The organism is Alteromonas sp. ISO5 (assembly GCF_058105165.1).
This window is the reverse complement of the sequence record NZ_CM176572.1, coordinates 5,003,423-5,025,868: the sequence shown is the minus strand read 5'-3', so window position 1 is coordinate 5,025,868 and position 22,446 is coordinate 5,003,423. Positions and strand designations below refer to the sequence as shown.

Annotated in this window: 16 protein-coding genes; 10 read left to right on the top strand and 6 right to left on the bottom strand. The window is 47.6% G+C overall.

From position 1 onward, the window contains the following. Positions 1 to 12: 12 nt before the first annotated feature. A complete protein-coding gene (locus AC2T0J_RS22745) occupies positions 13 to 807 on the bottom strand; it encodes a hypothetical protein (RefSeq protein WP_489807995.1) in 795 nt (264 codons plus the stop codon). Continuing rightward, complete coding sequence (locus tag AC2T0J_RS22740) at positions 807 to 1,628, bottom strand: WYL domain-containing protein (protein ID WP_489810392.1); 822 nt, start codon at positions 1,626 to 1,628, stop codon at positions 807 to 809. Before AC2T0J_RS22740 ends, AC2T0J_RS22745 begins: the two co-directional genes overlap by 1 nt. Positions 1,629 to 2,020: 392 nt before the next feature. Between AC2T0J_RS22740 and AC2T0J_RS22735 the strand changes: the two genes are divergently transcribed. Further along, positions 2,021 to 2,347, top strand: a complete 327-nt coding sequence (locus tag AC2T0J_RS22735) for a hypothetical protein (RefSeq protein WP_489807994.1) — start codon at positions 2,021 to 2,023, stop codon at positions 2,345 to 2,347. A gap of 303 nt (positions 2,348 to 2,650) precedes the next feature. Here the strand turns inward: AC2T0J_RS22735 and AC2T0J_RS22730 are convergent, their stop codons facing one another. Beyond that, positions 2,651 to 3,631: an IS5 family transposase gene (locus tag AC2T0J_RS22730; RefSeq protein WP_489807993.1), complete on the bottom strand. Its 981-nt coding sequence runs from the start codon at positions 3,629 to 3,631 to the stop codon at positions 2,651 to 2,653. 334 nt (positions 3,632 to 3,965) lie between these two features. Between AC2T0J_RS22730 and AC2T0J_RS22725 the strand changes: the two genes are divergently transcribed. From AC2T0J_RS22725 to AC2T0J_RS22685, 9 genes are all read left to right on the top strand, one after another. After that, the gene (locus AC2T0J_RS22725; RefSeq protein ID WP_489807992.1) at positions 3,966 to 6,641 is read left to right on the top strand and encodes a TonB-dependent receptor; all 2,676 of its coding nucleotides are present in this window, start codon (positions 3,966 to 3,968) and stop codon (positions 6,639 to 6,641) included. A gap of 62 nt (positions 6,642 to 6,703) precedes the next feature. Next, positions 6,704 to 8,194 carry a CehA/McbA family metallohydrolase domain-containing protein gene (locus tag AC2T0J_RS22720; RefSeq protein WP_489807991.1) on the top strand — a complete coding sequence of 497 codons (1,491 nt, stop codon included), beginning with the start codon at positions 6,704 to 6,706 and terminating at the stop codon, positions 8,192 to 8,194. 163 nt (positions 8,195 to 8,357) lie between these two features. Then, positions 8,358 to 9,659: a jacalin-like lectin gene (locus AC2T0J_RS22715; RefSeq protein WP_489807990.1), complete on the top strand. Its 1,302-nt coding sequence runs from the start codon at positions 8,358 to 8,360 to the stop codon at positions 9,657 to 9,659. Positions 9,660 to 9,903: 244 nt separating this feature from the next. Continuing rightward, the gene (locus AC2T0J_RS22710) at positions 9,904 to 10,395 is read left to right on the top strand and encodes an RNA polymerase sigma factor (RefSeq protein WP_489807989.1); all 492 of its coding nucleotides are present in this window, start codon (positions 9,904 to 9,906) and stop codon (positions 10,393 to 10,395) included. Positions 10,396 to 10,412: 17 nt separating this feature from the next. Continuing rightward, positions 10,413 to 11,381 carry a FecR family protein gene (locus AC2T0J_RS22705; protein ID WP_489807988.1) on the top strand — a complete coding sequence of 323 codons (969 nt, stop codon included), beginning with the start codon at positions 10,413 to 10,415 and terminating at the stop codon, positions 11,379 to 11,381. 5 nt (positions 11,382 to 11,386) lie between these two features. Continuing rightward, positions 11,387 to 14,278 (top strand): TonB-dependent receptor, encoded by a 2,892-nt coding sequence (locus tag AC2T0J_RS22700; RefSeq protein WP_489807987.1) that lies wholly within the window; start codon positions 11,387 to 11,389, stop codon positions 14,276 to 14,278. A 291-nt stretch (positions 14,279 to 14,569) separates the two neighbouring features. Then, entirely contained in the window at positions 14,570 to 19,021 is a 4,452-nt protein-coding gene (locus tag AC2T0J_RS22695) for a PAS domain-containing protein (protein WP_489807986.1), read from the top strand. Positions 19,022 to 19,331: 310 nt separating this feature from the next. Next, positions 19,332 to 19,544, top strand: coding sequence for a transcription antiterminator/RNA stability regulator CspE (gene cspE, locus AC2T0J_RS22690; RefSeq protein ID WP_105934443.1), 213 nt, complete (start codon positions 19,332 to 19,334; stop codon positions 19,542 to 19,544). Positions 19,545 to 19,666: 122 nt separating this feature from the next. Next, entirely contained in the window at positions 19,667 to 19,834 is a 168-nt protein-coding gene (locus AC2T0J_RS22685) for a hypothetical protein (protein WP_489807985.1), read from the top strand. 754 nt (positions 19,835 to 20,588) lie between these two features. On the opposite strand, the gene AC2T0J_RS22680 is transcribed toward AC2T0J_RS22685, so the two are convergent. From AC2T0J_RS22680 to AC2T0J_RS22670, 3 genes are all read right to left on the bottom strand, one after another. Beyond that, a complete protein-coding gene (locus AC2T0J_RS22680) occupies positions 20,589 to 20,720 on the bottom strand; it encodes a hypothetical protein (RefSeq protein ID WP_489807984.1) in 132 nt (43 codons plus the stop codon). Continuing rightward, positions 20,695 to 21,570: an NAD(+) kinase gene (nadK, locus tag AC2T0J_RS22675; protein ID WP_489810391.1), complete on the bottom strand. Its 876-nt coding sequence runs from the start codon at positions 21,568 to 21,570 to the stop codon at positions 20,695 to 20,697. Before nadK ends, AC2T0J_RS22680 begins: the two co-directional genes overlap by 26 nt. A gap of 102 nt (positions 21,571 to 21,672) precedes the next feature. Continuing rightward, positions 21,673 to 22,440, bottom strand: a complete 768-nt coding sequence (locus AC2T0J_RS22670) for a 3-hydroxybutyrate dehydrogenase (protein WP_489807983.1) — start codon at positions 22,438 to 22,440, stop codon at positions 21,673 to 21,675. Positions 22,441 to 22,446: the final 6 nt, after the last annotated feature.

The following is a 22,446-nucleotide window of genomic DNA, read 5'->3' as shown; positions in this document are numbered from 1 at the left end:
TCTAACTCCTTCTTATAACGCCAACAAAGCTTCTTGTTCCATGAATGATTTTTCTGATTCAAACAGGCTGTGTAGCTTGCTTAAGCCAAGACTGTTGGCAGTTTCTAACGCCTTTGTGTACTGTTCTTGGGTCTTCGGTTTCTTGATGAAAAATTCAGTTAAATTATCCGAGCTAGGCTCTAAGAATTTAGCCTTGCTTCCTACCATATTTCGCATCGCCTTATAAATTTTCAAACCACCAAAATCGTAATCAAAGAAGCATAAAATCGAGTCATACTGATTGATAAATTTATAGTTATGCTTATTGGATATTTGATTTCCGGCACCAAAAACCAAATCTGTATTGTCAAATGATAAGGAAAGAGAAAACGCTTTGTTCATTTGTGCAAATAGTGTTCCTCTTGCGAAAAACAGCTCTGCATTTTCAACAATTACCAGACGTTTTTTGGGTTGGAATTTCAGGTATGTTTCGTTCTTACTACTGATAATCGTATCAGGATGAACATCAACGGAAGACTGATGGTATGCTAACAAGTAGCTAGTCGATGTGTTTACTTTATGAGAGTCACCCAGCAACGTTGCATCAATGCGAGTTGAAGGCTCAATTGTCAATGAGCGTAATTTTTCCAATAGCTGCTCACAACAAATTTCAACTATTACGGAGCCTTTACTCAGAAAATTAATCGTCGCTTTCTCTTTAACTTCCTCACGTAATTGCTCAGGTAGTAAAGATAGAAACTTGGAATAATCAATTGCTTTGGATTGTTCAATATTTTGAAAATATTTACCAATTCTTTTATCGTACATTAGTCGTCCTCTGACTGCTGATAACCGGGAGCAATGGCAAGATTTTCTGCTCCATATAGAGTTTGCCTATTCTTCAACCAAAGCTGATATTCGCCACCCGCAAGATCTGCACTGGAGGTGCAATCTACATTCCATCGTCTAAGCAAGTATCCTGCTAACGCAGCCCTTACATTTAACTCAAGAACACCATTTTCCATACCATAATCCATCGCTATTGCTGTGGGATATTTAACATTTTTTGGATGGGCTACTAGCTGCAAAGGCATCATTCTCATCCATTGATGATCCTCTAATTTGTCTTCACGTGGCTCAGCAGTCTGGTTTTTAATCGTAACTTTGCTTATCCGGGTAAGCACAAAATCTCTAAATGATTTTGTTTTTCTATCAAAGGCTCTCACGTGCCAACGCAGCCCATTATCAACGATAGAATGGGGAACTAACTCTCTAGAGGCAGATCCACTGCTTAACGAGGTATAAATAACATTGACGGGTTTGTTATTTAGTATCGCTTGAACAAGTTTGGCAACAATGAATATATCAGGAACGTTTAATTGGCTTGGTGCTTCGATAGGGAAAGTCACGTCACCGATAGCATCAAAACCATCCGTAATATCATTAGCGAGTTTTATTAACGTTTTCTTCGCATCATGCTTGAAAAGCGGTTTAAAGGCTTTTGCTTGCAAATATTGTTTTGTAGAGCTTTCAAGCTCCATATTCTTTGGTGATAGCTCTTTATACAGGGCAATGTCACGTGTCGCATTTGCCATTCCCATCTCAAACTTGTTTGTCAAGTCACTACGACTGAAGTGACCTCTAAACATTAACAAGAAATCGATATAGGCTAATCTCTGCTTTTGAGCATAACTTAAATCTAACTTGTTCGAAGAACTCAATATTGCACCATCATATAATCAAAATGATTACATGATATTATCCTATTGATTTTATAAGTCAAATCTTATGGGTGTTAAAGGGGGACGATTTATTAAATAAAAAATTAAATTAAAACTAATTAATAAACATTAAAATATATACTAATCAATAACTTGAGTTGTTCATGGTAAGTCTAATATACCGAGTTGTGAAATACGAATTTATGCTAAAAATCGCTCAATCCTCTTTGAAATAAGTCTTTCCCAAATCAGTTTTTGTTAGCTAGCCTTATTAGTAATTTTAGGTGTTTGTTGAGATTGGTTGAGTGTTAAAGACGCACATGAAAAACACTTTCTTACTTCATATTCTGGAAACTAAGGATGATAACTCTGAAATATTTTGTTCAGTGTTGTTTGGCGAAGTTACTAATGATGAAACCAGCCGATTTCCCGCTGGACATAGAGTAATCACCTCTCCAATCGTAAGTTGTACGGAACATATAGTTAAAACTAAATCTGGAAGCATTTATATAACTAGTTCAGAACCACAACCTTTTGTGATTTCCGCAACAGAATGGTTAATCATGCGAGAGAACAAGCTTTCACCAACAGAGTTACTTGCCTTAAGAACATTATGCTCAATTGGGAGCAACCCAATAAAACATTAGGAGTCGATCATGACAGAAACTAAAGAAGAAACCTTTTGTCACTGCTTTGGATGCGATAAACCAATTTTGGTAGGGGATAGTTGTCATAGCATCACATACAGTTACGACAAGATTGATTCAAGTATGGTTGTAACGCCCACTAACGCACAAGGGCTAGGGAAACTGCGAATAAGTTCCGCAGTTTAGCGCTCAGTTAAGCCGCAGCATCACCTGCCTAATTTTTAAACTCTAATTTTGCAGTTTAGGCCAATATGCCGCCGTTTTAGGCCGGATTTTGGCCTTAATCCGGGCTATTCCCGGATTTCAGACAGATCTTGGCTGTCGTCGTAACATCTGGTCAACTTTAAACACGTTCGCCAGAGTAAATAACATAGCCAATTGACTATCGTTTTTCACGAGTCCTTTGTAGCGAGCTTTGATAAAACCAAATTGGCATTTGATGATGCGAAACGGGTGTTCAACTTTTGCTCGGATACTGGCTTTCAGGTATTCGATATTGATGGCTGTTTTGTTCTTGCGGGGATGCTTCTTCAGTGCGCGGACTTTGCCGGGACGCTCAGCAATCAGCCATTCTACATCCGTACCTTCAAGTTCTTCTCGCTTCTCTGCGCCTTGATATCCGGCATCGCCAGAGATGAATTCCTCGTCGCCGTGCAACAGGTTTTTCAACTGATTCAGGTCATGCTCGTTGGCGGCGGTGGTTACCAGTGTATGAGTGAGACCGCTCTTGGCATCCACACCAATATGGGCTTTCATGCCGAAGTGCCATTCATTGCCTTTCTTGGTCTGATGCATGTCCGGGTCACGTTCATTCTTTTTGTTCTTCGTGGAACTTGGCGCTTCAATAAGCGTAGCATCCACCAACGTGCCTTGGGTCATCATTACACCGCAATCCGACAGCCATTGGTTGACCGTTTTAAATAAATTACGAGTGAGCTTGTGTTTTTCCAGCAAGTGCCGGAAGTTCATAATCGTGGTACGGTCAGGAATGGCTTTATCCAATGACAGCTGAGAAAATTGTCGCATCGAAGCAATCTCGTACAGCGCATCTTCCATCGCTTCATCGCCAAGGCTATACCATTGTTGCATACAGTGAATACGGAACATCGTTTCCAGTGGATACGGACGACGACCATTGCCTGCTTTAGGATAAAAAGGTTCAATCACTTCCAGCAGTTGAGACCACGGCAGCAGGTTATCCATTCTGGACAAAAATATCTCTTTACGGGTCTGACGGCGCTTGCTGGAAAACTCACTATCGGCAAAAGTTAACTGTTGGCTCATGGGCGGTAATGGCTGTGATTTACTATGTAGCTATGATCTCACATCAGGGACTTATTCGCATCTTCCCTAGTTAAGCGAATAGTATAATTCTGACCACCTCAAACAATCTGAAAACCACAACACGTGGCTCTACTGAAAGCCTGAGCTTGGCGATTGATAATGGTTGTTGCTGCAACCGCAAGCCTCATGTGTCACAAAAACTTCATCAAACTTATTGTCCGGTTTTAACCGGTATCGCGCTCTTTATCCATGTCACCGCTTCACAACAAAAGTGGTGCCGGGCCCGATTAGAACATGCTTTTAAACTAATATGATGGAACTAATGATGAAACACATGCTCAACAAAACGCGCTTATCTGTTGCAGTGCTAGCTGCGTTATCAGGTATAAGTCTTTTCCCGGTGCACGCACAGACCAGCGACAATGCAGACATGATGGAAGTGATTGAAGTTACGTCTTTTCGTGGCTCGCTTATTAAAGCCAAAGATCTGAAACGCGAAGCGATGATTTCTCGTGACAGCATTCTGGCAGAAGACATTGCTGATTTTCCTGATCTCAACCTGGCCGATTCACTCCAACGTGTGCCGGGCATTACGATTACGCGTGAAGCCGGAGAAGGCCGTCAGATCTCATTGCGTGGTTTAGGCCCAGATTTTACCCGTGTGCAGGTGAACGGTATGGAAGCAATGGGCACTTCAGCGTCGCCCATGGACGCTAAAGGCAGCGTGAGTCGTTCGCGCGGGTTCGACTTTAACGTGTTTGCGTCGGAGCTGTTTAATCGTATTGATGTAAACAAAACCTATTCTGCCGATCAGGAAGAGGGTGGCATAGGCGGTACAGTAGGGCTGTATACGGCCAAGCCGTTTGACTATGCTGGTTTTAAAAGCGCGGTGTCACTGCGTGGTGGTTACAATGACAACAGTGAAGAAACCGACCCACGCTTTGCTGGCCTCATCAGTAATACCTGGCATAATTTTGGTGCCTTAATGACAGTCGCGTACAGCGAACGTAACACCACAGAATATGGCACCAATACTACGCGCTGGCGTCGCGAAACCGGCAAATCAGCCGCTGACGATACCAATACTGCACTGCAGGCCGAGTTAGATGCCGGTGATTTATGGTTTCCGCGTGGTCAGCGCTACTCCTTGTGGAATAACCAACAGCAGCGATTGGGCGTAACCGGGGCGCTGCAATATAAACCTGGCGATGATTTCAGTTTAACGCTGGATATCATGTATGCACAGCTGGAAAACAACCAGGATGAACATCACACTGCAGTGAAAGACAATAAAGTCGTTAAAGAGCTGGAGTGGGTTGAGAATAACGGTCAGAAAGAAGTTGTGTACGCCAGCTATGAGAACGCAACGTGGCGCAATGAAAACAGCCGGCGTTTTAATGAGTCTACGTTTAATCAGTACACCTTAACTGCCGAGTGGCAGCTTACGGATTCCTTAAGCATGACAGGTCTGCTTGGTACCAGCTCCTCTGATTTCGATCAGCCCCGCGTGCAAAAGTCGAACATTCATGCGCGCAAGAAGGTCGATATAATCAGTGACTTCACTGGCGATCGTTTTTATGGCTTAAGTTATTCGCCGGATTTCGATACCACCAGTATTGAGGGTTTCGAAATTAAAGATATCTATCTGCAGGAAAACTACATCACTAACGATTTCGACACTGCCAAAGTCGATTTTACCTATTATACGGGTGACACCGGTGAACTGAGTTTTGGTGCTAACTATAAAAAGTTTGAGAACAGCGAATACCAGTTATCACAAAGTAATGCGCAAAACATCGCGCCACAAAATACCGGTGATAGCACGCTTACCGCTGATATGACATCGGTATTTACCCAGCATCCGGATGCCAGCTGGATTCAGGGCAATTTGCCGATGCTGTTAGAACATTATGGTTTAGCCAACTACAGCATTGACGATAGCGATATCAGTCGTAATAACAAATCGCCTGTCACTGAAGAAACGGTAGCATTCTATATTACCTACGGCTGGGAAATGGAGCTTGGAAGCAACCCGCTGAGAATACAAACGGGCTTGCGCTATTTCGACACTGAGATTACCGCAGCCGGTATTTCAAATGGCGTTGATATTGAAACCTCACGTAACTATTCAGATGTGTTGCCAACCTTAAACATGGTGTATGAGTTATCTGATGACATGCTGCTGCGTTTGGGTGCGAGTCAGAATATTACCCGTCCATCACTTGGCGCGGTGAGCTACAATGCGTCGGTATCACAAACCTCAGGCGATGCTATTACCAGTGTATCCATGGGCAATCCAACCCTGGAGCCGTTTGAATCAACCAACCTTGATGTTGCCTACGAGTGGTATTTTGATGAAGTCGGATACTTATCGGCAGCGCTGTTCCATAAAGAAATTGATAACTTTATTGTCTCGACAACCACCGAAGTGGTTTATTCGTCCTTAGGGTTGCCAGCTTCATTGCTGCCCGCGGATAAAACCATGGAGAGTATCTTTTACCTGGATCGCCCGGAAAACTTAGACTCATCTACCATTAAAGGCGTGGAGTTGTCTTTCTCGCGGGATTTGGATTTTCTGCCGGCACCGTTTGATAACTTAGGTGTTATCACTAACTACACTTATGCCGATGGCGAGGCGTTATACCGCAACATTTATGGTGAAGAGGGCAATAACCAGTACAAAGCGTTCACCGGTTTGTCGAAGAACAGCTATAACTTTACGCTTTACTATGAACAGGATAGCTGGGGCGGGCGCATTTCAGCGGCACACCGCAGCCCTTACATCGCCAGTGCCTCGTCCACCGGTGACCAGGATGAAAGTGGTTATCATGCCACCACCTACCTGGACTTCTCGGCATTCTACCAGATCACTGACAGTGTGCGCTTAAATTTGGAAGGCATTAACCTCACCGATGAACGCGAAGAGCTTTACAGCGACTCTCACGACCGTCAGTACAATACCACCAGCAGTGGCCGAACCATAATGGCCGGGGTAACCGTACAGTTTTAACTTGCCGTGCTCCCTGCAACAGCAGGGAGCGTTTTTCAGGTATTCAGTAAATTAGAGAAAACATGCAACATCGTATAATTGTTGGATTACTAGCGACAATGCTACTCACCATCTCTGGCTGTCAGTCTGGCAGTCACTCTCACTCGCATTCTAACTCCCTCACTCACTCTCACACCCACAACGGCGCTGAAACAGAGCTTACGCCACAATGGCTGGCCGGCGATCATCATATTCACAGTCATTACAGCGTAGGTTGGGATAAGTCTGTTAATCCGCCGCGCCCCATTTTGGCGGGGGATGCCCATTATTCCACGCCTAAAAATGCCAGAATGGCAGCGCTTCATGGCCTGGACTGGATGGTGACCACCGATCATGGCGGACCGAATCACAGCAAAGTGAATCTTGAAATGGCGTATCCCGAACTTAAAGCGTCGCGACAGGCAGTGCCCCAGGTGCTGCAGTTTTACGGCATGGAGCTGGACACACCAGGTGCACGCCACAGCAGCTTAATTATTCCCCACAGTGACGAAGAAGCGCATCAGCTTTTTCATATTGAAAAACACTACAATCGCCGCGAAGTGCTGCATGAAATCACCCGCGATAAAGAGGCGCTTATGCTTGAGGCGCTTGCTGATATGCAAACGCACACCCATAAACCGGTTGTTTTAGCCAACCATCCGGGCCGCACCGCGACGGATTTAGGCCAATACACCAAGGTGACACCACGAGAACTGCGCGACTGGCATGACACGGCGCCCGATATCGCCATTGGCATGGAGGGCGCACCAGGGCATCAGGCTAATGCGATTAATCCCGACGGCAGTATTGATCCTACCGGTATACGCGGTGGCTACGATAACTACCCAACGATGGGTGGATTTGACCAAATGACTGCCCGGCTCGGCGGGTTCTGGGATAGCATGTTAGGCGAAGGACGCCGCTGGTTTATTACCGCCACCTCAGATTCGCACGTTCATTATACCGATAGCCGTACTGACTTCTGGCCCGGTGAGTATTCTAAAACCTATGTTTATGCTAAGAAAACCTACGAGAGCGTGCTGGAAAACCTGCGCAATGGCCGGGTGTTTGTCACCACCGGCGATTTAATCGATGCACTGTTTGTTAGTGTACAAAACCCGCGCACCGGCCAAACGGCTGACATCGCCGAGAGTCTGACTGCCAAACCCGGCGACGAGCTGTTGTTAACGGTGCGGTTCCGCGACCCTGATAGCTTAAATTTTAACCACGAAAACCCTCAGGTAACGCGGGTGGATGTGATTGTGGGCGATATTACCGGGCCACTGACCAACCGCACTGAAGACCGTAATCTCACTACCCGCGTGACGCAGCGGTTTTATGCTCGTGACTGGCAAGCGGGCGACGACGGCTTTGTGACGCTGACGTTGCCACTACGTCAACTCTCTGCCAGCAGTTACGTGCGTATACGAGGCACCACGAATACCAACGAGCTGGAGCCGCAAATCGACCCCCCGGGTGAAAACCCATGGCACGATTTATGGTTTTACAGTAATCCCATTTTTATTCAATTTTAACCACTACTGACAGCGCGGTTTAGCGCCGCGTTGTCATAAAAAATTCACTCAATTGCGTGTCCCGAAAGTCCGTTTGTTTGTTCTACACATTGAGTACTTTTAAGTCAGTTTGTGTGACTTACCAGGGCTCTGAATCTGCTCAAGCAACCAACAAGGACATACCATGAAACTTCGTCAATCATTGCTGTTAACCATTGCTGCATTATCCAATGCTGGCGTGAGCCATGCCGAAACAGGCACCTTTACTACCCTGAGCTATAACGTGGCGGGGTTGCTGGAGTTATTTTCCAGCGCTGAAACCAATCGCCAGCAAGCTACAGAACAAATTAGCTGCTACGTGAACGCCTTCGACGTGGTCAACGTCCAGGAAGATTTTAACTATCACGCCGCCCTTTACGATACCTGCAATACGCACACACATCGCACCTCTACCACCGGCGGAATGGGAATTGGTAGTGGCCTGAACACGATGAGTTATTATCCGTTTCCCGCTGTTTACCGCGTGTCGTGGGATAACTGCAATGGTGTTGACTGCCTGACGCCGAAGGGCTTTACCCTAACGCAAGTTCAGCTAAGTGAAGGTGTTTATGTGGATGTGTATAACTTACACACGCAGGCACAGGTGGCAGAAGCGGATTTAAGCGCCCGTCGTGCAAATATTTTGCAACTTGTAGATTATATTAACCAGCACAGCAGCGACAATGCGGTCATTATCGCGGGCGATACCAACACACGATTTACCCGAGAGGGCGACAATATTCGGGAATTGCTGGATATTGGCTTTAGCGATGTCTGGGTTGATTTGATACGACAGGGCAGTATCCCCGCATCAGGTGCTGAGGCATTGGTGTGCGACCCTAAAATCACCGATTTTAACTGCGAAATTGTCGACAAGGTGCTGTATCGCAGCAATGCCTTTATCGACCTTACTCCAACCGATTATCAGGTGCGTGTCGACGATGTAAACAGTAACGGTGAAAAGCTCTCCGATCACCCGCCGGTTGCCGCTAACTGGCACTACAGCACCAATGCAAACATGCAACTGTCTGACTACCGTGGCGGTAATGGCGGCCAATTTTTCAGTGATGTCACAGCGGTGGATGCCAACCCCGGTGTTGCATCGGTGTGGTTACGTGCCGGCGCCCGGGTTGATCAGGTTGGCCTTACTGACACTGCCGGGAACAGTCGTAGTCATGGTGGCAGCGGTGGTACGCTGCAGTCTTTGAACTTACAAAGCGGCGAATATATCACCACTGTCGAGGTGTGCGTAGGAGAACGGAATAACAGCCAACGGGTATTTTATACGCTGTTCGGGACCAATCAGCAACGCGCTATCAGTGGCGGTACAACAACCGGAAACTGCACCGGGTATCAAGCGCCAAGCGGTTGGCAAATTAGTGGCCTGCATGGCCGTGCTGGAAATGAGCTCGATGCGCTGGGCGTTATTTATACCCCGGTTAACTAAACGCGCATTCTAATACAAACCCGGGAGAGCATTAGCCACAGCCGGCTAATGCTCTGTCACAAAACCTTCATCAAAAACACTGTCCTGTTTTTGCAGTTTGCACGCTCTACCTGTTTGACCGTCGCGTGAATGGTTTCTTTCGATCGTTTGCGCGGGTCAGTCTGAGTGGACAGCCAAACGGTATGCTGTCGCTAATTTGTCATAACAATGACATAAACTTACCTCCAGTGAGTCGATAACCGATATGTCAGACGTTAACGTGAGTAGCAAGGATATTCATAAGCAAATTGTCGAAGGGGCGCAACTTAACCGCTACCTTAATCGTCACGCAAACAGTGCCGACGAAGCCGCTGATATTTATCAGGAATCCATAGTGAGAGTCCTGGAGCAATCACGCCGTCACCGTATTGATAATCCGCTGGCCTATGCGATTCGGGTGGCGCGAAACCTATTAAGCGCCCGTAGCAATAACGAGGACTCCGACGAAATCGACAGTATCGCCTGTTCACGCTATGCACCGGCCGATCATGTTGAGCACGCACAGACCTGCGCGCAGTTATCGGAAGTATTGGAAAGCATGCCGCCGTTACGGAAAAAAGTGTTTATTCTCAGACGGGTGGAGGGCGAAACTCGCCAGCAAATCGCCAAACAACTGGATATAAGCGTTGATGCAGTATCGAAGCACCTGAGCCGCGCGATGGCTGATGTGCAAATTTATCTCGACCGGCATCAATAAGCAGCAGGATAAACGCAGTGACTTCTCAACCTATCTCTACAGACGTATACGAACAGGCCGCCGAATGGCTGGAACGTCTTTCAACGGGGCCCTTAGATAAGCTCAGTAAACGGCGGTTTATTAACTGGGTTGATGCTGATCCAACCCATAAACAGGTGTTTGAGTCGATGCTGACCACCTGGTCGTCACCGGCGTTGGGGCGGGCCCTGGCCGAGGTACAGCAAAACATCACCCTGAAAGAGCGCATCCAATATGTGCCGATAGTGCGCTGGTGGCAGGCGGCAACCCTTTGTGTTGCGCTGCTTGCAGGCCTTGTGACATGGCAATTCAGCCCTCAGCAGCCAGCAGTTACAGTGCTTCAGTACGCCACTGAAAACGCCGAAGTACGCACGGTTACCCTCGAAGATAACAGCGTGTTAACGTTGGGGGCCGCCAGTGATGTCTATATTAAATTTACTGACCAGCGCAGACTGGTTAACCTTAAACAAGGGGCTGCGTATTTTGACGTTGCCAGCAATAAACAGCGCCCTTTCGAAGTCAAAATTGGCACTGCCAGTGTGGTCGCTGTGGGCACCGAATTTAATATTGACCGCGGCCAGCATTTTACCGATGTGGTTGTGCATGAAGGGGCGGTTGAGGTGGCAGGCGGGCCGGATGAAACGCCAGTGTTACTCAAAGCGGGTGAACGCGTCAGAATCACCGGGCGCACACTGGGGGCCATTCAGAGCATAGATGTTAGTCGCACGCTGGACTGGCGTTCGGGGTGGCTCGAACTGGATAACGAATCTCTGGATTATCTGGTAGAGCGGTTAAATCGAGAATCGTCCAAAGTGATTCGAATTGCCTCTCCGGCGCTCAATAATTTGCGAGTGGCCGGGCGGTTTCGGCTCAAAGCTCCCCAACAAGCTTTGAGTTTACTTGCTGAGGCCTATGAACTCGACATCAACGAATCGCCAGAACACTATACCATCAAACGGCAACCCTAACCCCGATGCGCCAGTCTCTCGTTTGTAATGCCCTGGTAATGGCTTTACTGACGCAGTATAGCGGTTGTTGCGCCATCGCCAATGAGTTAGCACCGAAGGGGGCAATATCAATATCGCCAGCAGGTGAAGGGTTACATATGCCTGCCCAGCCGCTGGATAAGGCACTGGTTGATTTTGCTCGCGCCACCAACCAAACGCTGATCTATGATCCTACCGTAGTCAGTCTTTACCAGGCACCGGCAATTTCCCAGCCCCAATCGGTACTGGCTGGTCTCAGGCTGTTGTTGTCGCAAAGTCCGCTACAGGTAAAGTCGTTTGCCAACGGCTGGATCATTACCGCTGTCAGGCAAAACTCTGGCTCAGTACGGCCGCAAAAAGTCACTTCGTCAGAGCCTGCAATGGAAGAAGTCACCGTAACCGCCAGTTACAGTGACAGTCTCAATAAAGCGCGCCAGCAAAAGCGCTTTGCGCCACAAACGCAGGAAGTGGTCATGGCCACTGATATTGCAGAATTTCCCGCACTTAATATTGCTGATGCACTTAACCGTACACCCGGTGTGTCGGTAGAGCGTGACCGTGGTGAAGCCCTATTTGTGAGTATCCGGGGGTTGCCCACACAATTTAATACACTCAGTGTGAATGGTTTGCCCATCGCAGCGAATGAAAACGTGCGCACTTCAGAACAATATGGGCGGCGCTTTCATTACGATATTTTACCTGCCGAGCTGGTTGCCAGGGTAGAGGTTAATAAGACCACAATGGCATCTGACTTTGCTGGCGCAATCGGCGGCAGCGTGAATATTTCTACCTATCGGCCACTCACATTAGGCAGGCGGCAGTTTGCCTTTAAAGCCATGAGCAGCGAGTCACCCTTGGCGAATCATCGTGATCCGCGCTTTTCACTATTAGGCAACTGGGTTAACGACCACGAAAATGTAGGTGTGATGCTTGCTGCAACCTATGCCAGGCGGCATGTACGCCAGGACCGCGTGTTGTCCTTTGACTGGGCCATCGACAACGGTGAAGCTGTCGGTAAACAAGGTGATATCTACTATACGCCCAATATCCGGCCTACGCAGGAGCGGGAAGCCCGGCACCGCTTTGGTTTAAGTGCGGCAATTGACTGGCAGCGATCATCTCATCAGCTTATTAGCCTTTCTTATTTGGGATTGAGTCAAACCATTGATTACGATGAAAATTCGTATAGTGCTGACTTTGATTATAGCCAGTTGAACACTGGCAGCGCGGTGTGGGACGGTAATATTCTGGCTGGCGGTGAAACTCAGTCTGGCTCGGTGCAAATCAGTCGCGAAACCGCCGGATTAAGCGATGACAGCCATAGTGTTACCCTCGATCATGTATGGCGGACAGGCGGTTGGGAATGGCAGTCGCAAATGGGTGTCTCTTACGCAACAAGCAGCAACGACGATCCCATTAAGCGTACCCGTCTGCGCCGTGAAGGCGATGTGAACCTAAGCTTTGACTATAACTTACAACATCCCTCAGCGATTCCGGCGATTGAGTATCGTAATATTGATCTGCTTGAGAGCAGCGATTTTCCCGGTCGCCGCCTGGAATGGCGCGAAAATACTACTCATGATAGCCAGTACTTTGCTAATTTCCATTTCACCAAAGCCCTGACATGGGCAGGATTTACCGGTCTGGAAGCAGGTTTGCTTATCCAGCGGCATGAGCGAAAATACCAGCGCCGGGACGTGATTTTTACAGCCGGTATTAAAGATGAGTACTTTGCCCCGTCTGCATTTTTTGTTAACAACAGTCAGTTTCTTGATAGCCTGTCCCAGCCTCTGCCAACGCAGTGGCTGGTGCCAGAACAATCGGTATTTTGGTCGGGGGTTAATGATCAGGAACTACGCCAAATGTCGCCCTCCCGTGGTGATCAGTTTAATTCCTATCGGGTGGTCGAGAATACCAACAGTATGTTTGTGCAACTGAATTTCGATTACTCCTCGGTATGGGGAAATATTGGCACGCGTCTGGTGAATACCTATCAAAGCAGCCATGGATATTTTGTTGAAACCAATGATGCCTTAACGCTGACCCCGGTCTCTTTTGATTCCGATTATTACCATTTTCTACCAGCGGCTAATATTACCGTGGGCGTTACCTCTGACTGGCAGCTTAGAGCCGGCATTTCCCGAGCGCTGAGCCGCCCGGATCTGCCTGATTTAGCGCCCAGATTAACCCTCAATTCCGGGGATGATCTCACCGCAAAAGGCGGCAATCCCTATTTGCTTCCTATGCAAGCCTGGCAAATAGATTTAAGTGCCGAGCAGTATGCCCGAGACAATGGTGTTTTCGGCTTGAGCTTGTTTTACAAAAAACTGGATAGTTTTATTCAATCTGACTTGTCACCGTTGTCAGTTAACCAGAAGTCCTATTTGCTGCAGGGGAAGTCCAATGGTGGCAACGCCAGTGTGTATGGCGTTGAATTGACTTATCAGGATGCATTCAATCCGTTTTTACAATCCCATCACCAATTGGGCTACAACCTGAATGTCACCCTGACTGGCTCGCATGCCACCTACCAGCAAGATGACCATAAATGGGAGGATGCCCTGGAAGGGGTGGCAAAGCGCACATTCAATGCCGAATTGTATTACGAGACTGCCTTGTGGGCGATACGGGCAAACTACAACTGGACCAGCGAAATCCTGCAACAGACCAAGCTTAGTAATATGCCGGCTCGATTCAGTGCGCCGTTCGGTGCATTGAATTTGCATGCTTCGTACCAGTTATCGTCACAAATTGTCTTGTTTGCAGAAGGCATGAATCTGCTTGAGCAGGCCGAGTCTGAGTATGTTCTTGATGGTTACTTTACCAATTACACCTACTACGGTCGGACGCTTTCCGCCGGCATTCGCATAGCGCTATAACGCTTAGTCAGCTGCCTGGTTTCTATGCGGATTGGTATAAGGCCTGTTGATCTTTGCTGTACATATTTTGCTCAGCAATACATCGGCAGCCACCTTATGGAGAATGCCAGTGACACCATGCTGGCAGGTTTAATATTGTTCACGTATACAAATTTAAACGTTTTTAAAGAATCGTACATAGCAACTTGGTATATCTGGCGTATAGTTTAATTTTTACCCTAATCGCGTTGTCGAATGTAGATTATGAGTGCTTGTTGCCAGAGAATTTGTTTTCAAAACAAGGGATTGTTATTGCTAAGTGTTGTGGCACCTGATGTGTATGCTTTCCCGTCTTCCCTGCAGTCTTTGTCGCCGAATCAGTTTAATCTGTTAGCCTATGCCGCTGTGGCATGTGCAGGTTTATTGTTGCTGGTGGTTTTATTTGGTGCATTTAAGCGTAGCCAGCTTAATAAGCAGCTTAACAAAGCCAATGCATTGCTCAGGGTGCAGCAGGAGCGCTTAAACGCAGTGAGTGTCGGGGTCATTCTGGTTGATGAAGCACTGACGGTGAGTTATGCAAACCGCACAGGTGCATACTTACTGGGACAAAACGCCGATACAGTAAAAGGAAAAGGACTGGTTGATTTGCTGCCGGTCGGAGCGCAACAGTTACTCAGCCGGGCCCGCAGCGCCAGTCGGGAGCTTTCCATGCAGTGTGTGCTTGGTCAACGAGACAGGGCATACCGTCTGCGTATCAATCCCGCACTCAGTCAGGCGGCAGAGGCTCAAATGATGATCATTATCGAAGATGTTGAGGATTACCAGCAGCGCCTGGATGATTCATCAGCCATGCTCGGCCACGTTATTGGATTATTCGACGGCCACAAGTTGGGCCTGGCCAAAATTGATTTAGCCGCGCAACAGCTTACTGTTAACGAAAGTTTAGCCGGGTGGCTTGGCATCGAGCACTGCGAGTTGTCGGTGAATGAGTTTATGCAGCGGGTGGACTCGCGCGATCAGCAAATGTTAAGCGGTGCGTTGGAGCGTCTGGCAAGCGGCGAAATGCTCGAGGTCAGTACGTCTTTGCAGGCAAAGGAAGACAGTCTGGTACCGGTAACTTTGTGTGGCACCCTGGCTGAGCATACAGGTGAGTCGGATTCACCCATTGCGCATATTTCGGTCGTGAACTGCCGGGAGATAACCCGTACTAAAACAGAGCGCGATGTGGCAATGCAACGTTTCAATACAATGGTATCCACCGCCACCCAGCCGGTATATTTGCTCGATGGTGAACACAAATTTGTCGACGCTAACCGGGCATTTCTGAATCTGTTCAAAACCGACTTAATGTACATTAAGGGTAAACCGCTTAACGAGCTCAAGCAGTTTGATGAGGCTTTTAAGGCGCTCCATCAAACCCGCGACAAAATGACTACCAAACGCCAGATGATCGCAGTGGAAGGGGACGATGGGCAACGTCTTTCGTTGTACGTGGTGTTGCAGGCCCTGGCGGGAGAGTCTGGTGCTGCCATGGGGATTATCGAGGATCATACCAAAGTGGAATCCCTGACCCATGAAGTGACCGAAGCCAAAGACCGGTTAAGTATGTTCACCGACCATTCACCAATGGGGATCGCGGTGTTTAATCGCGAAGGCGATATTAAAGAAGTTAATCAAACCCTGTGTCGGCAACTGGATATGAACAGCCAGCAATTACTGTCACAGTCGTTTTATCAGTTGTTCACAGATAGAGCGGAAACCGATAAGTTAACTCAGCGGCTGGACCGACATGATCAGGCAAGAGAGTTTCCGGCCCGGTTAAGATGCGGTACCAACAACACGTTTTCGACGACCCTGCACGCCAATAAAATCAGCGAGATCCCCGAAGAATATGTGTGCTGGATTGGCAGTCGTGAAGAACAGGATTACCTGAACAGTCGCTTTGAGCGGCTGGTGAAGTACGCCAGTGTGCCGGTGGCCCTGTTAACCAATGATTGTTTTACGCAGTTTAACTCTGCCGCCTGCGCCTTCTTTGGCATTCAGGATGAAGAAGCAATGCTTGGCCTGCAGTTAACCGCCCCTGAGCTGCATGGCGCAACGACAAATATCGACACTCTCGCGCAAAAACTGGAGACCGTCGGTAGTCGCGGTCAGGTAGTAACCCTGAGCTGGCAACATCAGTATCAGCAACGCATCTTACCTTGCGAGCTTACGCTTATTCCTATTTTACGGGATGCTAAATTACAGGGCATTATCTGTATCTGGATTGATTTGCGTGCTATTGAACAGGCTAAAGCGGCTCGTGCTGAGGCGGTTAAACTGCGCGAAGCGGCAGAGCTGGAGGTTGAGGCTAAACAACAGCAGTTGGCCAGTAGCCAGCATAAACTGGCGCAACAACAGGAAGCCCTGGCAGAAACTGAGCAGACGCTGGCTCAGGCCGAACTTAAATTACAGGATGCTGAAGTGATCCTGTCTGAAAAAATTAAAACCATCTCAGAACTTCAGCAGGCCCATAAGGATATCAGCGAGCATCTCGCCAGCCTGAAGTCTGACTACAGCCAAAACCGTGAATTACTGGAAGAAAGTCAACAGGCGAATGCCGCACTGGAAGCGCAGCTTGAACGCTCCAGCATGAAAGTGGGCAGTCTGGAAAAACAACGTAATCAGATAGCCGACGCGCTGCAATATAGCGAGCGAAAATATCGCGAGGCGCAGCAGCAACTAGAGCAAAGTCAGCAGGAGACATTGCGCCTCGAGCAACAGCAGGTTGAGCAACAAAAAGCGGTTGAAAATTATGTATCAGAAATAGCCGGTTTACAGGCTTCCATAGAAGATAAAGACAAGCAGATTGGCGATGTTAGCGGTCAGATAGCCGCTTTACAATCACAGTTAACCAGCTCCAGTGAAGCATCGGAAAAATTACGCGAGCAACTGGCTAACCAACGCAAAGCCAGTGAGCAGGCGGAGCAGGAGCGCCGTAAACTGGCGATTGCTTATCAGAAAATGCAGGCCGAGGCGGAAGGCAAAGCCCGCCATATCGATCACTTGCAGCACGAGATGCAAATGCTCGAAGCAATGTCCTCTCAGCAAAAAGGTGATATGCAGGCCCATGCTGAACAACTGGCAAAAGAGCTCGAAGCCAAACAGTTACAACTACAGTCAACGCAAACGGCGCTGGCTGAAATCAGGCAACAGGCCGAACGGGATAAACAGGAGAAAGCTGCGCAGCAAGAACGCCTGGCACAACTGCAAAATGAACTGGCCGATATTGAAAGCCGATCAGCAGAGCTGCAGTCGAAGGTTGCCGGAGCCGATGCCCGGCGTAAGGCTGAGCACGAAGCGCTACAGCAGGCATTGCAGGTCAAGCAGGCAGAGTTACAGCAAACCGAGCAGATCCTGTCAGAAGCTAAACAACAAACCGAAGCGGAGAAACAGGAAAAAGCCCGTCAGCAGGCCATCTTTGCCAAGTTGCAGGAAGAGCTCAGTGAAATGCAGCGAAAGTCCAGTCAGCAACAACAGGTCATCCAGCAAAGCGAGCAAAAATGGCTGGCAGAGCAGCAGACTCTGGCTAACGAACTGGCGGCTAAGCAGGCAAAACTGGCAGCGGCGGAAGCAGAGCTGGATAATCGTCAAAAACAGATGGAAGCGGAAAAACTTGAGCGCGAATCACAGCAAAACAAGCTGGCACAGTTGAAGTCTGAAATGGCTGATGTCGCTCAGCGTGCTGCCAAGCAGAAAGAAATGATGCTGGGTAGTGATGAGCAGTGGCGTAAGCATCATGAAGAAATTGAAGCGCAAAAACAACAGTTGCAGCAAGCCCTTGAAGAAGCGCAGAGTCAAAACTCAGCGATGCAAAACAAGCTGCAGTCGAGCATGAATGAACTGGCTGACGCCGAAGAAAAGGTTTCTTTAACCCAAAGTGAAGAGCAGAAGCTGCAGGAGGAGCTGAATCGCTCCAAAGAACAGGCACAGGCATTACAGGCAAAATTAGCTCAGCAGGAAGAGCAGGAAGCGAAGCTACAGGCTCAGGTGCAAGAACAGCAGTCAGCCCTGAAATCCAGCCAGAACAGTATCGAGCAGCTTGAGGAGCAGCAGCAATTGCTTACCGCGCAACTGGAAACGGTACAGCGCGAATACGTAGCATCACAGCAATCGTTAACCCTGCAGAATTCGTCACAGTCCGATTTACATGTACAGCTCAGCTCGCTGGAAGATGAGCTCAGTGAACGTAAATCACAGCTGGAGAGTCGAGAGAAGGCGTTACAACAAGCTCAGGTGAAGCTCAAAGACAGCGAATCCAAACTGGCAGAGCAGGAAAAAGCGCTGGTTGAAGCACAGAAAGTAGAGTTGCAGCAGGCGCAGGAAGCTACTGTGCAAGTACGCGAAAAGCCCGACTTTGCCGACCTGGCAATACCGTCGGATCCCAATACCTGGTTTGATTTGCTGAATTACCTGCAAAGCAGTCATCAGGTGAGCTCCATGGCCACGTCGTTAACCAGTTTAATGGATAAACTTGCAGCGGCTACGCAAATGATGGATGACGCGGTGATGGCCGACGACCACCGGGCCATATTAATGGCATCCCGGCGTTTGATCAGTGTGATCAGCACCATTAATTCGGCGCCGTTAAAAGACATGGAATCGCGCTTAAGCGCAGACTGTAACCATGATAATATCGATAATATTTCTATTTACTGGCCCATGGCCAAGCAAAACCTGCAGCGTACTTTAAGAGTGATTTATTCTCATCTGTATGAAGATTAATGGCGGGTTGAGCAGTTGCGGCAATAAAGCTGTTGCTGCCATCGCCGGCAGCCGATTTTAGGAAAGGCACCACTGGCTAGCATAATAAAAAATAAACCACTTTACTTGTGTAAAGGATTAGCATATTATGATCAGGCTTTAGAAAGTTAAAGCTTTATCCCTTACTGCATTATGCGTCTCTTTTTCTGCTTTTTATTTAATTAAGTCGAACTTGTATTTACATTTGCTTTACTGGTAAATGTTTTCTTCGTATCTATAGCTTCACCGATGGCACGCCATCGTACTTAAATTAAATAAAAAGGTTTCAATTATGTCTGATCCTGTAAACGGCGTAGTAAAGTGGTTCAATGATGATAAAGGTTTTGGTTTTTTAACTCCTAATGATGGCGGCAAAGACGTATTCGTTCATTTCCGCTCTATTGCTTCTGAAGGCTTTAAGTCTTTGGCAGAAGGCCAGCAAGTTCAATTTATTATTGAACAGGGCCAAAAAGGTCCTCAAGCTTCGAATGTCGTAGCTTTATAAATCAAAATGATTTTTTAAGGCTGGTTTTAACCAGCCTTTTATCTTACTGCAACTCCTTATTCTGACCGACTACCCCCATTCAGAAACACCTCTTTTTAAGCATTATAAAAATAAGAAACTCTATGAATCGTACATTTAATGGTTTAAGCATTAATGCCAAACCACCCATCTCTAATATTTCTGTGAATAAATTCAACGTTGCGTTTGAAGACTGTCACGATAAAAAATATGTGCCGCTGAAAAGCGCTATGGAAGCCAGAAAATTTGTCGCCTGGTTGCTGGCGATTTAATTCAACAATCCCTTTCTGCTTTGTGTGAACTATTGCTGACGCAGGTTGATTGCCGACCAATATCTTATTGCCATTGGGTTCGTAAACATCCGGTATCATTGTGGTGGCATATCTCAGTGTCTGTTCGTTATCCACATTAAGAAACGTAAAGTAAATTATTTCGCCCGGGAAGTCAGATTCGATAGCTGTACAACAGTCATCTGACATTTCGTAGTGCAGGGCTTGAGAATATCGTTTACGGTTCGCCAGCGCTTAAAGCGGTGATGCATATCTCTGCACTGGCGGCAACTGTTGTGTTAGCAATATGGTGAAAAGCAGTAGCGGCAACAAAAAGCGTGAATAACCAAGCTCTGCCAAGTGCAGATAATCACATTTAATTTAACCCTTTAACATAACCATCTGGTTTCGGTTCAGGGAAAAACAGATATGACTAACCGGATCGGTTTCCAGTCCTGCTATCAGGGTGACCCCCATACCGTTAGTCAAAACTCCAGCTAAAGCGTAATCCTGACACGACAGTAAATTGCACCGAATGATTACCACGCTGATAGCCAAGCTTTGTGGTTAAGCCGGGTTACGGACAAGTACTTGGGCCGTTGGGATCGCTAATGCCAAATACGGAGCCCATGCCAAAAGCACTGTGTACGAATAAGTTGGCACTTTCCAGAATAGCAAAGTGGTAATTAATGCCGTAAATCCCAACCAAGGCTGAAAATAATGAGGTCTTGTAACCTAGGACCAGAGTGCCTTATATTCACGCCGGCTTCACTGTTTCAATATTGCTGATGCCTTGTTCATCGCCCACCACATCAGAAATTGACTGGTTATCGGTCAGCCAGAGTTCACCCACCGGAAGTGAACTAAAACAGCTTGCTACCCCAGCCAAGCTTTTTCCGCAGTACATTAAAATAGCTGTAGCCAGCTGGATGAACCAGCGATAACCTGTCGTTGCTTTTTCTGACCCGAATTTCGTCGCCAGGCAGGGCAGGGAGGACAATATGACTGTCGCAACTTACCTGAACGCTGTCTACATTAGCTTTGGATACCCGCATGGAAATAGTGCTGTTGGCATCAACCACAATCGGGCGGCTACTTAAGGTATGCGGGAACATGGGAACCAGCGTTAGAGCATCAAGGTGTGGCATTAAAATGGGGCCGCCACCAGACAAAGAATAGGCGGTGGAGCCGGTGGGGGTTGCTACTATCAGACCGTCTGAGCGCTGACTAAACACAAACTGATCGTCTATAAACACTTCAAATTCCGTCATGTGCGCCACTTTTCCGTGGTGCAGTACCACCTCATTAACCGCCGAGTTATTACTTTTTAGCTGTTCGTGGCGATACACTTCCACTTCCAGCAAAAAGCGTTGCTCAACCATGGTTTCACCGTTATAGATGAGATCCATTTGTTGGACCACTTCATCCGGGTGGATATCCGTAAGAAATCCCAGATTACCGCGGTTGACGCCCACTACGTGAATATTAAAGCGAGAGAGTACGCGTGCTGCGCCCAGCATATTGCCATCGCCACCAACCACCACAGCCAGGTCGGCTTGTCTACCGATAGAGACAAGGTCGCAAACGGTAAAGTCATCGCCATCCATTTCCTGGGCGACGCTTTCTTCAACAAGAATGGTACATTGTTTGGCGCGCAGATAGTCCGCTAATGCATTGAGGCTTACATGGGCACCTTCGTGGGCCGCTTTACCGATTAATCCAACGGTGTTGTATGGCATGTTGTTTGTTTTCCCCACTTCCTGAGGCGACATTACCATAACCTGATGCGCAAAATAAAGCAGGAGGCGATATTAAGCGCCTTCTGCTCATAAAGCCCGGATTTATCGGGCGGTCCAGCCACCGTCTAAAATCATTGTCTGGCCAGTAATGTTACGGGCAGCGTTACTCATTAAAAAGGCCGCCGTTTCGCCCAGCTCCTCTAAGCTGATAAATTGCTTTTTCGGCATGGGTTCAAGCATTATTTTATTGACCACTTCTTCTTCGGTAATGCCGTTTTCCTTAGCTTGTGAAGCGATCTGTTTTTCCACCAGAGGCGTTTTTACGTATGCCGGACAGACTGTATTAATCGTGATATTGGCGTCACCGGTTTCAAGTGCAATGGTTTTCGAAAAGCCCAGTAGTCCGTGTTTTGCCGCGACATAAGCTGACTTGAAGGGGGAGGCAACGACCGAGTGAATTGAGCCAATATTGATAATACGGCCGAAATCTCTTTCGCGCATACCGGGCATAAATGCCTGGGTGAGTAACGCCGGGCCAACCAGCATAATATTGATAAGCATCTGCCATTTTTCAGGCGGGAAGTCTTCAATTTTAGACACGTGCTGAATACCGGCATTGTTAACCAGAATATCTACCGGTGTGTCTTTCAGCTTGCCGGGCAGAGCGCCAACCTGTTCAGCGTTGGTCACGTCTATTTCAACAGGCAGTGCGTTAATACTTTTGTTGGCCAGTTTTTTACAAGCCTCCGCAGCGGCATCGGCATTGATGTCGGCCACCAGGATAGTGTGTCCCTGAGCGCCCAGAAATTCGGCAATACCATAACCAATACCACTGGCACCACCGGTAATAAAAATATTGTAAGATGACATAAAAAT

Bases quoted from the DNA above. Each gene is read 5' to 3' on its own strand.
- AC2T0J_RS22670 (WP_489807983.1), bottom strand. From the start codon at position 22,440: ATGTCATCTTACAATATTTTTATTACCGGTGGTGCCAGTGGTATTGGT.
- AC2T0J_RS22730 (WP_489807993.1), bottom strand. From the start codon at position 3,631: ATGAGCCAACAGTTAACTTTTGCCGATAGTGAGTTTTCCAGCAAGCGC.
- cspE (WP_105934443.1), top strand. From the start codon at position 19,332: ATGTCTGATCCTGTAAACGGCGTAGTAAAGTGGTTCAATGATGATAAA.
- AC2T0J_RS22740 (WP_489810392.1), bottom strand. From the start codon at position 1,628: ATGTTTAGAGGTCACTTCAGTCGTAGTGACTTGACAAACAAGTTTGAG.
- AC2T0J_RS22735 (WP_489807994.1), top strand. From the start codon at position 2,021: ATGAAAAACACTTTCTTACTTCATATTCTGGAAACTAAGGATGATAAC.
- AC2T0J_RS22725 (WP_489807992.1), top strand. From the start codon at position 3,966: ATGCTCAACAAAACGCGCTTATCTGTTGCAGTGCTAGCTGCGTTATCA.
- nadK (WP_489810391.1), bottom strand. From the start codon at position 21,570: ATGCCATACAACACCGTTGGATTAATCGGTAAAGCGGCCCACGAAGGT.
- AC2T0J_RS22720 (WP_489807991.1), top strand. From the start codon at position 6,704: ATGCAACATCGTATAATTGTTGGATTACTAGCGACAATGCTACTCACC.
- AC2T0J_RS22700 (WP_489807987.1), top strand. From the start codon at position 11,387: ATGCGCCAGTCTCTCGTTTGTAATGCCCTGGTAATGGCTTTACTGACG.
- AC2T0J_RS22685 (WP_489807985.1), top strand. From the start codon at position 19,667: ATGAATCGTACATTTAATGGTTTAAGCATTAATGCCAAACCACCCATC.
- AC2T0J_RS22715 (WP_489807990.1), top strand. From the start codon at position 8,358: ATGAAACTTCGTCAATCATTGCTGTTAACCATTGCTGCATTATCCAAT.
- AC2T0J_RS22745 (WP_489807995.1), bottom strand. From the start codon at position 807: ATGTACGATAAAAGAATTGGTAAATATTTTCAAAATATTGAACAATCC.
- AC2T0J_RS22710 (WP_489807989.1), top strand. From the start codon at position 9,904: ATGTCAGACGTTAACGTGAGTAGCAAGGATATTCATAAGCAAATTGTC.